13 protein-coding genes are annotated in these 10,730 nt (G+C 62.1%); all 13 read right to left on the reverse strand.

Annotated features, from left to right (window positions below; translation table 11 throughout):
* Positions 1-1,846, reverse strand: a 1,846-nt coding sequence (locus B3187_RS10080) for a tape measure protein (RefSeq protein WP_286806194.1), incomplete at its 3' end; no start/stop codon positions are given.
* Between the two features lie 201 nt (positions 1,847-2,047).
* Entirely contained in the window at positions 2,048-2,620 is a 573-nt protein-coding gene (locus B3187_RS10085; protein WP_286806195.1) for a DUF6631 family protein, read from the reverse strand.
* Positions 2,620-3,357, reverse strand: coding sequence for a hypothetical protein (locus B3187_RS10090; protein WP_286806196.1), 738 nt, complete (start codon positions 3,355-3,357; stop codon positions 2,620-2,622). The genes B3187_RS10085 and B3187_RS10090 overlap by 1 nt, the downstream gene beginning before the upstream one ends.
* Before the next feature lie 59 nt (positions 3,358-3,416).
* Positions 3,417-3,590, reverse strand: coding sequence for a DUF7210 family protein (locus B3187_RS10095; RefSeq protein WP_286806197.1), 174 nt, complete (start codon positions 3,588-3,590; stop codon positions 3,417-3,419).
* Complete coding sequence (locus B3187_RS10100) at positions 3,590-4,027, reverse strand: phage tail terminator protein (RefSeq protein WP_286806198.1); 438 nt, start codon at positions 4,025-4,027, stop codon at positions 3,590-3,592. The genes B3187_RS10095 and B3187_RS10100 overlap by 1 nt, the downstream gene beginning before the upstream one ends.
* Complete coding sequence (locus tag B3187_RS10105; protein WP_286806199.1) at positions 4,024-4,542, reverse strand: gp436 family protein; 519 nt, start codon at positions 4,540-4,542, stop codon at positions 4,024-4,026. The genes B3187_RS10100 and B3187_RS10105 overlap by 4 nt, the downstream gene beginning before the upstream one ends.
* Before the next feature lie 3 nt (positions 4,543-4,545).
* Positions 4,546-4,965, reverse strand: a complete 420-nt coding sequence (locus tag B3187_RS10110; RefSeq protein ID WP_286806200.1) for an HI1506-related protein — start codon at positions 4,963-4,965, stop codon at positions 4,546-4,548.
* Between the two features lie 89 nt (positions 4,966-5,054).
* Positions 5,055-5,948 (reverse strand): Mu-like prophage major head subunit gpT family protein, encoded by an 894-nt coding sequence (locus B3187_RS10115; RefSeq protein WP_286806201.1) that lies wholly within the window; start codon positions 5,946-5,948, stop codon positions 5,055-5,057.
* Between the two features lie 64 nt (positions 5,949-6,012).
* Positions 6,013-6,423, reverse strand: coding sequence for a hypothetical protein (locus B3187_RS10120; protein ID WP_286806202.1), 411 nt, complete (start codon positions 6,421-6,423; stop codon positions 6,013-6,015).
* 60 nt (positions 6,424-6,483) lie between these two features.
* Positions 6,484-7,626 (reverse strand): phage protease, encoded by a 1,143-nt coding sequence (locus B3187_RS10125; RefSeq protein ID WP_286806203.1) that lies wholly within the window; start codon positions 7,624-7,626, stop codon positions 6,484-6,486.
* A gap of 254 nt (positions 7,627-7,880) precedes the next feature.
* Entirely contained in the window at positions 7,881-8,396 is a 516-nt protein-coding gene (locus B3187_RS10130; protein WP_286806204.1) for a phage virion morphogenesis protein, read from the reverse strand.
* Positions 8,396-9,607: a phage minor head protein gene (locus B3187_RS10135; protein WP_286806205.1), complete on the reverse strand. Its 1,212-nt coding sequence runs from the start codon at positions 9,605-9,607 to the stop codon at positions 8,396-8,398. The genes B3187_RS10130 and B3187_RS10135 overlap by 1 nt, the downstream gene beginning before the upstream one ends.
* Positions 9,588-10,730 (reverse strand): DUF935 domain-containing protein (locus B3187_RS10140; protein WP_286806206.1); only part of this gene is annotated, 1,143 nt, incomplete at its 5' end. The genes B3187_RS10140 and B3187_RS10135, both read right to left, overlap by 20 nt.

The following is a 10,730-nucleotide window of genomic DNA, read 5'->3' on the forward strand; positions in this document are numbered from 1 at the left end:
GGGCGGCTTCACCCACTTGGCCCGGTTGTTGCGCCAGCTCTTCGAGCAGCGGGCGCTGCTCTTCAAGCACATTGGCCGTCTCCCGGTGCAGCTCCAGCAGTCGCTCGCGTGCCTCCACCTCACTGATGGCACCGGTGGAGCGCTGCACCTCAATGCTCTGCTCCTCGCGGGCCATGCGGCCCAGGGTGTCGTCGATGGCGGCTTCCGCTTCGCTCAAGCGCGAGCGCAGCAGCTCCAGGTCCATCAGGTTGCGCACGGTGCGGGCACCGCTCTCGTCACCCCGGGTTTCCAGCCGTTCCAGCAGTGCGCCGTAGCGTTGCTCCAGCTCGGCCTCCGCAGCGGCCGCTTCGTTGCCCTGGGCGCGCAGCAGGCGCACCTGGAGTGAGGCAATCTCCGCATCATCCTCGGCCTGCTGCTTCAGCGCTTCCTGTTTGCGTAGGGCTTCGTCCGCTGCATTAGCTCGCTCCAGCAAAGTGCCGGAGAGTTTCATCTGCTCGATTTCATAGCGGCGGGTGGCTTCGGCGGTGGCTTCGAACAGGTCCGCTTCGCGTTCGAGTTGGGCGACGAACTTCTCTCGATCTTTTGCGGCCTTTTCAGCCTCGCTTTCTGAGTCGCCGCCGTCTCCAAGCTGAATAGGCCGGCTGTTCCGGTCTGCATTGAGTTGCTGCCCGAGAGCGCCGGTCGCGTTTGCTATGGGGTTGTCGATAGTGCGGCTGATGTTCTGCACATCCATCGCTCGCTGGATGCGGGACTGAACATCCGCAAGCTCCTGACGGAGCTCGGCTTCGTCGTAATACTCAACCACCCCACCAGGTCCGAAGAACTTGATGCGGCTCAATGGGCCACTGTTCAGTGCGTCAAGAATAGAGCTTTCGAGCTGGCGCAGGTCTCTTAGGTTGGTTTCGTCAGGAGAGGCAAGACCACTCCACTGGCTCAGAAACTCCAACGCCTCAACCAGCTCGCCAGCCTGCCCCACCAGCTTTAGAAAGCCGTTGGCAAGCGTGATAACGCTCCGTTGAAACTCCGGGTCGGTGACGATATCCCGCAGCTCATCAATGCCCTCCACCAGTGGACCGGTATCGGCTTCTCCGAAGGTCACGAGTAGATCATTACGCAGCTGCTGAAGTGCCTGACCAACGGTACGCGGCATACGCTGGAATTCCGCATCAATGGTGTCGGCAGTCCTCAGTAATGCCTGCGTGACAACCTCGGTAGTCAGGCGCCCCTGCTCGCCAAGGGCGCGAAGCTCTCCAATCGTCACACCCAGTCCATCGGCAATGGCGCGGGCCAACCTGGGGCTGTTTTCCAGAACGGAATTCAGTTCCTCACCGCGCAACGTGCCGCTGGCCATGCCCTGGGAAAGCTGAAGGGTCGCCGCCGCCGCTTCTTGAGCGCCGGCGCCACTGACGATGAAGGACTGGTTAATGGCGCGGGTGACGGTGAGCAGATCCTGGTTGCTGAGCTCCAGTTGATCGGTGGAGCGGGCCAGGCGAGCGTATAGGTTTACAGTGGAGCCGAGCTCCTGTCGCGTGTCCTGCGCCAGCGCGTAGGTCGCATCAAACACTTCGTTAAGCTCTTCCTGGCTGTCGGTGACCAACCTTAACTGGCTGCGCAGGTTGGTCACGGCATCCGCCGAGCGCACAATCTGGCGCACCAGCAAGCCACCGCCGAGGGTGGCCAGCAGGGTACGCAAGCGACCAACACCACGACCCATCCGGTCCATGCCCGTGCCGGCACGGTTCGCCGCTTTACCGGTATCGTCCAGCTCACGCTCCAGGCGCTGCAGGTTGCGCTGGGCGTTGTTCAGGTCGGCGCGTACGCGCAGTGCGAGGTTCAGGTCAGCCATGGCGGTCTCGTCAGGGGTGTATTGCCAAGGCAGTATCGCGCGCGCGGGGGTCAGTTGTAATTTTGCGCACGCAAAAGAAAGCCCGGACATGCCGGGCTAAAGGGCTCAACCAGAGCCGAGGAGAGTAACGCGGGGGCTAGCTGTATTTTTCCAGTTCTTTGAGGGCTTCGTTGACTTTCTTGCCACCGTTAAAGCCGAGATTCACCGCTCGGATGGCGTCGCTTCGTTTCCGGTTTTGGGCGCGACTGGCGGCTGCGTAGTAGAGGAGGATTTGCCGCTGGGTGTATTGCCCGATTCGGTCCGGGTCGTGCCCGTGCTCGATGAGGCAGTGGTAGATGTCGCTCCAGCGTGCCGGCTTAGCGCTCTTTCCTGGGCGGCGCGTTTGAATACGCTGCGCAAAAAAAAGGGGCTGTTCACTGCCCACCAGGCATCCATCAGGCGCTGGCCATCCTCGTTGCTCAGATCTTCAATAAAGGAACGGTCCACATCGGCGGCCACGGCAATCAGGTCCAGCGTGGTGTCGAGCTGCTCGGCCAGCACGGCCTCTACCGCATCCAGCTCCGGCGCACGCTCACCCACCATAATGTCGTACAGCGCATCCAGCAGCGGCTGGTATTTGGGGCGCAGGCGCAGTCCTTCCACAAAGCCGTATTCGCGCACGGTGACCTTCTCACCGCCCACGGTCAGGGTGTGCTCGGGGTGCAGAATGGCCAGGTCGTCCGCCCCGTCGGGGGCGGAGTCCTGGGCGGGCTTTTTATCCACTCGCTTGGCCATTACGCATCGGCCTGCTGCAGGGTGCGACCAAAGCCACCGAGGTTGCTGTTGGCGGCGTTCAGCTGATCAAACAGCGCGGAGCCTTCCAGGGGGAGCTCACCATATTCGTTGGTGATCAAGTTGGTGTCACCAAAGGGGCGGAACTTCACCCGGTACAGCTCCAACACCACCGGCTCGTTGTTGTCGGTGTTGATGCCATCGAGTAGCAACCAGCGCTCCTGCGGGCGGGTGGTGAACATAGTTACGGCGTTGGCAGCGGCTGCCGAATAATCCGCGGTTACCGGGTCGGCCTGATCCGCCAGGAACTCGATCAGGCCAGCGGCCGCACTTTCGATGCGGTAGTCGGTCCCTTCCACCAGCGGTACGGCATTGGCCTCCAGCACCACGTCGCTGACGAAGTTGTTATCCAGGCGAATTACTTCACCGGCCACAATGCTGGTCGGCAGCGCTTCGTCCGTCACGGTGTCGGTGGGCAGATCGACCTGTTCGCCGTAAAAGCCCAGCGCCAGGTTCTCCGGTGTCCAATCGGTCAGGGTCATATTGACCGTGGCAGTTTTGCCCAGGTCCAGATCACCAATCTGGTTGCGGTTACCGCTGTAGCTTTCCATCATGGTGGCGTTTTCGGTGCTCATTTGCAGCTGCAAAGTGGGCGCGTTGCCCACCCACACCTGCTTCTCAAACTTGCCAGCGCTGGTGCGGGTGGCCAGCCAAATCTTGCCCTGGAATGAAAATAACATGGCGTCGCCCTCGTGTCGGTGCTTGCTCTAAGTGTCGTTCGGTTTCGGTGGTGGGCCGATCAGTCGGCGGGCCCGGCCACCTTTTTACGGTCAATCAGCCATTGCTTCTGGCGCGGCGTCACGCGGATCTTGTCGCCCTTTTTCTTGGGCTCACCGCCATGGGTGTGCCGGTCGATCAGGGTCACTTCCTCGCGCTCAACGGGTTTTGCGGTGGCTTTCTTTTGGGTGGTCATCAGGCCGCTCCTATAAAGTGTTGGGTTTGGAACACATCACCCCACAGCAGGGTGTTGTCGTCGTAGTCGATCACATCGCCCCCGGCCCACTTCATGGGGCGCGCCCCTTGCTCGGGTGGGGTCCAGCCAATCAGCGCATTGCGCACGCCATTCAAAATCGGGTTCAGGGCGTCTTTCAGTTCGCCCCCGGTCACATCCCGGTAGTTGCGCACGGCCACCACCACACCCAGGGTCACAATGGCTCGCTGGCGTCCGCCGCGCGGCTCCTGGTTGTCCGGTCGTTCGCGGGTCAGCACCACATAGGCGCCGGGTACTACAAAATCTCTCAGGTTCTGCACCGCCGCAAAGCTGGCGGCACCTTCTACTGCGCGCAGGGCGGTCACCTGCTCACGCACCCGGGCAATTACCGGGGCCGTATCAAAAGGGGCGGAACTCATCGAAAGCCCTTCAACTGGTCACGGCTGAACACTTTGGGGTCGCTGTCAAAGCGCACGTCCAAAAAGTCCGGCGAATTCAATACCTGGTCATCGGCGCCCAGGCTGAACTTGCCCTGCTCGATCAGGCTCAGGAGTTTCATGGCGTCGTTGTAGGCGCGCACGATCGGGTCGGTGCCCTCACTGCTGATACGGTCTTTGTGCAGGTAGTAGCGGGCGATGTCCCGCGTCCAGCCGGTCACCAAACCGGGCACCGGGTTCAGCGGCAGGGTGTAACGCCGCTGGGCCAAAAAGCCGTTGATCAGGCTCTCGGCCTGTTCCACCGCACCGGTGATGCGCTCCAGGGCATCGTCGGCATCGGCAATCTCTTCGGGCTCCCAGGCGGTGCGATCCTCATTGCGCAGGCTCGCCTCCATAAGCTCGAAATCCACCACCGGGCGATGCGCAGGGCTCGCCACCTGGGCCAGCTCACGCGCCCCAGGCAGCTCCGCCAATTGTTCGGTGGTGATGTAGTCCATGGCTTAGAGGTCCACCTCGGCTTCTTCCACCACCAGGTTCGGGTCGCGCTCCAATTGCTTGCGCTGGGCGTCAGTCAACGCGGCCACTTCAATGCCGATGGGTTCGCGGGTCCAGCGCATGCCGGCACGACGGTGCCCACCTTTGCGGGTGGAGCGGATCATCAACACCGGTGTGGGCTCACCATTCTCAGCCGCTTTTTCGGCGGCTTTCTGCTCGGCGTCTGTGGCGGGCACCTGTTGGATCGTGGTGGTATCACCTTGGTCCGAAGCCTGCTGTTCCTTATCGGTGGCAGCCTGCTCGCTTCCGGCCGGTTTTTGCTCGGCGCTCTGGGCAGCCTTCTTTTCCGCGTCGGCGGTGGTCTTCGCCGCCTGGGCGGTCCCGGCCTTCGCCTGGGCGTTCGGGTTGTTTTTACGGGCAGCCATGGGGCCTCCTATAAAAGTCGTTAAAGAGATAGGGCAAATCCTTTTCGCCCGGCTTCTGACCGATTTCCTACTCGGCGTGGATTATTCGCTTACGCCAACCAGCTGGTGTCCAGTACATCCACCACGTCGCGGTTGATGTTGGTGGCGCCGTTGGCGGCACGCTCGGCCTTCACCACTTCCAGTGCCTGGGCGCGCAGCGAGGGCGGCACCACCAGCAGGTTGGGTCGAATGTTCAGCGGGCGGCCGTTGTCGCCTTTCATGCTCTTCATGGCGGCGTACACGCTGTTGAAGTTGTCAGCGGTCAGCGCCACCTTCGCCTTGTGCGCCAGCTGCCACAAACCAAAGCCGACGTTACTGCGGCCGTCCACGCCATAAAGGAACTCTTTCTTCAGGAACACGTTGTCATCCTGCTCGGAGTCCTTCATCACGAAGTTGTACGGCTTCCGGTTCTGGTAAATGAAGGGGCGAATGGCCCGCGAGGTGTCCAGCAGGTACCACTCGGTCTCTGCACCATCGGTGAGGTTGCTCACGCTGGTTTCGCTTCCGTCCGCAGCAAGCACGGGGTGGTCGGTATCGAAGAAGGGCTGGCCGTCGTAGCACTCTTCGGTCTCACCTTGCTTCATCAGGGCAAACACCAACTCGTCCGGATGCTCGCGAGAGTCCTGCCCGAGCTGCGCCATCAACGGGGTGTAAATCCCGTACTGGTCATCCTCGAACGCCTCGCGGGGCACACCCACGGTGTTTTCCCAGGTCTTGTTCTTGATGGTGTAGCCGTGCTGCTTGATGGCCTGGATCACGCGGTCACCGATCCACTCGCGGAAGCGCGTGGTCTGGCCCAGCCAGGCATACTCTTCTGAGCTGGTGGCCGAGGGCACCTCAGTGGTGATCTGGGTGTAGTTCACCGGAGCGCCATCAAAGGCGTTCTGGAAGGTGGCCTTAAAGCCGGTGTAGGCCATGCTCAGGTTCTGGCGATTCACAATCATGTCTGCTGCTCCCGTTCGGGTTGTTCGCTATGCGCAACGGTGTTGCGCGGTTCGTAAGGGCCGGTTATGCGCCGACGCGCACCCACACGCCGGCGTCGTCCAGGTCCACAATCTCGCCCGCGATGGAGCGGGTGCTGGTGCCGTCGGTCAGTGCCACGGTTTCGTCGTCAACAATGAAGGCATCGCTGCCGATGTTGGCGCGGGTGATTTCGTCGGCACCGGCACTGTTCTTGAAGTTGAACACACCGGCACGAATGGGCGCTGAGATATCGCCTGCCGCGCCGCCGGTGTTGTCCGCCCGCTCCTCACACACACCGCGAGCGGTCAGGTCGGTGGCGGTGGCGCCCGGTACGGCGTTGCCGCTCGCGTCCAGGCAAGCCAGCGCCCCGGTATAGATGACGGTGTCCGCAGCCACCGGGTCGTTGTACTGGACGCCGTCACGGCGCTTGATCAGTCGGTCATTGGTCAGAGGCATGATGGCGTCTCCTGAATTACGTTAAGGGTTCGGGTTAAAGCACAACCGGGTGCGGGGCCGTTAAGCCGCCGCGCCGGTCCCGTCGGTTTTGTACTTCTTGAAATCTTCGGGCTTCACGCCCATGCGGCTGCACACCGCCAGTTCGTCCTCGGTGAGGCCGGTGCCCTCATCCACCGGTGATTCGCCCCGGGTTTGCGATCCGCGCAGGGCGGCAATGGGCTGGCTGGTTTCCAGGTACTTATTCAGCGCGGCCATGTCTTTCTTGCCCAGGTCGCGCGCCCAGTCTTCCATGCCCTTCACCAAGCGGCCGTCTTCAAGCGCTTCGTCAATCAGGCTTTCGAGCTGCTGGTCTTGCTGGCCCTTGAGCTGCTGGCTCAGTGAGGCCACTTCACTCTTCAGGCTGTTGAGCGCACTCACCGGCACATACTGGGTCGGGTCCGGCTCGCCCTGTTCGGCTTTGGCTTTCAGTGCGGTGCAGGCGGCCACCACGGTGGCGGCGTCGGCGTCGTCTTTCTCGCCCAGGGCTTTTTTCACACCCACGAGCGGGTCAGCGTCCAGGCGCTTACTCAGAGCGGCCAACGCCTGCTCCTCGGTGGTGTTCTTATCCAGGTCGAGCTTTGCCAGTAGTTTTTGCAGCAGGTCCACGGTCTCATCCTCCAGGGTTGCCCCGAACGTGGCGGCGGCACGGAGGGATAATTCCTCCATGCCGTCTATAGCGGGGTTATTGGTCAGCGCACCCATTACCAGCTCCATCACCTCGCCGGTTTTGGGGTGGTAGCGGTGCACCGGTGAAAAAAACAGATACTCTTTATTGTTCACGGCCTCGCGGGCTCGGGCCGTCAACTCAATGGTGGCGAACAGGCCTTCGCCTTCGCGCCATTCCAACTCTTTGAACCAGGCCGCCGCCGGAGCAGGTTGGCCGTTGTCTTCCGCGCGCAGGGTCTGGTGTTCGTAGTCGATCACCATCGGGGTTTTGCGCTGGCGGAAACGCTCTATCACTTTGGCCGCTTGCGCCTGGTTGATGGTCCAGCCGTCGGTGGTCATGGGGCGACCATCGGCGGGGTAGAACTTTCCGGCGGGGAACACTTGCACGGTGGCCAGTCCGTCATCACCCACGGCCACTTCAAACGCGCATGCGGCCAACGCAATGGTGGCAGCGCGAGTGGCGGAGCAAATGGCAATTGGCAGAATCTTGCGGTGCATAGCGTCTCTCGGTTAGTGGCGTGTTGGTTAAGCCGTTATCCAGAGACTAAAGCGCGGGGCCGGTGAAGTCTTTTTGCGCGCGCAAAAATATAAATCGGTGGGGTTTTACATTCGTGCCGGGTCAGTCAGGGGAATGATGCCGTGAGTGGCTTCTGGGAGGATTTATAAACGCCCTGCATCGGGAAATTCGAGCGAGTGGATAGCCTGCACTCAGAACGCAACACAGGGCGTTACAGGCGGGGTTTTTATTTTACTCAGGAAAGCGCCTGGCGGAGGGTTTCCATCGCCTCTTCGACAATCATTTCTTCGTCGTCGGAGCTGACCCCCAAAAACGGGCGAGCGGGTAACCCGGGGTGGCTCACTTTTTTGCGCGGCCCAGGTCCGCCCGGCCACGAAAGTGCTTTACCGGATTTGGGTGTGATGGTGTATGGCCGGGTACCGAACTGATGCCACACCGCCGTCGCCTGGTCAGAACCGACGAGCACAGCGGCGCTCTCCAATTGGTAACGCAGAAAGCCACCGAGCCGACCTTCCAGCCATAGAATGCGGTTGGCGTTTTTGCGTTTGACTCGGCGGTAGGATGGCGACAGCGGTGCCCAGGGTGTTCCGTCCGGCGCACGCTCATCCCGGAATCGATCTTCGGTGCTGGCCAGCAACCCCTCACCAATGCTGGCCAACATCGGGCGTGGGTTGGTCGTGACTTCGAGCGCACGACGCAGGGCATCAAGCGCAGCGTCGCTGTCCAACTCCAGGCGTACACCGTCAGCCATCAGCCAATCCTCCGCTCGTACACGCGCTCACCGACGCGACTGCGCATCAGGTCATCACCCGCGCCCGCTTCCCAGCCGTTGCTGCCCCAGTCGAACCATACAGGCACGGGCTCGTTGTTGCCCGGCAGTACGAAGCGAGAAACAAACCGTCGACGCACCACCGCCTTTTCAATATCGGAAAACCATTCCAGCCGGGTCCAGATTTCATCCGGGGCCCGAACGGTTTCCGCCAGGGCTCCGGTGAGCTCCGGGCGTTGCGGTAGCGGTTGGGTCATGCTCTGGCTGTCGCGGTCACGCAGCAGGTGGCTGCCGATCACCAGGTGATCGCCTGCGCGATCGCGAACAATCTGGGGGCGGTCTTCGGCATTGAAGCGGCGCAGGAATTCACCGGCGTAGAACGCCGTATCACGGTCGGTCGGCAATAGCGACTGGGTATTGAGGGTGCGCGGTTCGGGCATGGTTTCCAGTGGGCCGCCGCCCGGTGATGGGCGGCCACCACCGCCACCGCCGTGCGGCGGCATAAATCCGTTCAGGCGCGAACGGCCGGGCTGATACTCGAAACCCGGATCCACCCCTTCGGGGACGCGCACGGTGCGCGGTCCACCGGGGCTGCGCTGGCCAATCTCACGCTCCTCCCAGTTCAGCGCGGGTGCTTCGTCCGGTCCGTCGCGGCCCATGCGCTGCAGGTCACGCTCGCCCAGCGCCCGCACACGGCATCCGCAACCCCACCCATTGGTGGGCATGTTCGTGCGCCACCAGGGATCGTCCCAGCGCAGAATCATTCCATCCCACGCCTGGTGTTGCAGGCGTGGATTTTCGGAGCCGCTGTGAATGTACTGCCAATAGGGGCGGCGCTCGCGCACCTCCATCAGCTGCTCGTAGCGGCCTGCCATGTAGGTGGTGTTCAGGTTGGTCTCGTAGATCACGCGGCTGCGCCAGTTGCGCCCGCCGTTATAGCTCCAGCCGTGGCGGGCTACGATGTCATCAAAACGCGATCGGAACTGCTCGAGCGTTTCACCATCGTTGATGGCTCGCTCCACCGCCTGGCGAAAATCCGCCACCAGGTCATTGCGGTTGGCGCCGGCCACCATAAAGGCGTAGTCGTGCTCGGCGGCGTACACATCCGTCCACGCCTCGGTGGTCATGTTCAGTTTGCGCCGCAGAAACTCCGCCTGCTCGCGAAACGGCAGATTAAGTGCGCGCAGCGCCACCGTTGGCCTCCTCCATAATGTCGTCCCGCCCAGTCAGCTCCGCCACCCGCAGTGCCTCTGCCATCAAATCGGCATAGCGCTCAATGTCCATCTCCGGCAGCAGCGCCAGCAGGCCATCGCGCACCTGATCCAGACTCTCGGCGTCGTTCACCAGGGCGCGGATCCGGTCGATCCATTCGTCGGTCACCGTTTGCATTTCATCGTCCAGGTCATCCGCCATGGTGCGCTCTTCGCGCTGCCGGTTCAGTGCGGCGGTGGCCATCGCTGGCGGTTGCGGCGGGTTGGCACCCAGGCGTTTTACCGGCTGCAGAATATCCTCGTCATCTTCCGGCTCGGGAATGCCCACACGCTCGTGGGCCCACTGGCGCGGCACACGGAAGCCGAGGTTCACCAGCGCGGGCACACTCTTGGCGAACTGCGCCATGTCTTCCCGCTCGCTGGTATCGAACACAAAGCAGGGGCAACGGTCGGCTTCGGTGGCCAGTCCGTTCAGCACCGCAATGGGCCACACCAGGTCGCGGGTCAGGGTTTTCTGGATCTGTTTGGCATCCGAATCGGTCAGCTCTTTGCGCACTTCGTTGTGCACATTGCCCAGGGCGTTGGTGCTGCTGGCACCGTCCGCCTGGCTGGTGAGCGTACCGCCGAGAATGGCTTTGCTCTGGGCCTTGTCGCACCACTCCATCATCAACTGGAACGCACCCGGGTCACCGTCGGCGGCTTTCTGGAATTCAATATCCATGCCCTGGGGAATAATGCCGGCGGCGTTGTGGCCAATCATGGCCAGCGCGCGCATCAAGGTGAGCTTTTCTTTCTGGGTGGCGCCGCTCGGGTATTTACCCAGGCGCAGCGGAATGCCATAGATTTCCAGGAATTCGGCCAGGTCACCCACGCTGTAGTTTTTGAACAGGTACGGCCAGGCCAGCACGCGGAACAGGGCGCTGCGCTCCAGCCAGCCGCTCTTGGCCTTGTGGGTGTGCACAATCCAGCCGAAGGGCTGTAGCGGCTCGCCATCGGCGGGGCCACGCAGGCGAATCTCCTGGGTGTAGCCACGCTTGAACTGGAACCAGGTTTGTGGGCGGTGCTGTACGGATTTGGGCAACCAGAAACCGGCGCTGCGCCGCCA

The organism is Marinimicrobium sp. UBA4209, assembly GCF_002381585.1.
In the GTDB taxonomy this organism is placed as follows: Bacteria; Pseudomonadota; Gammaproteobacteria; order Pseudomonadales; family Cellvibrionaceae; genus Marinimicrobium; species Marinimicrobium koreense.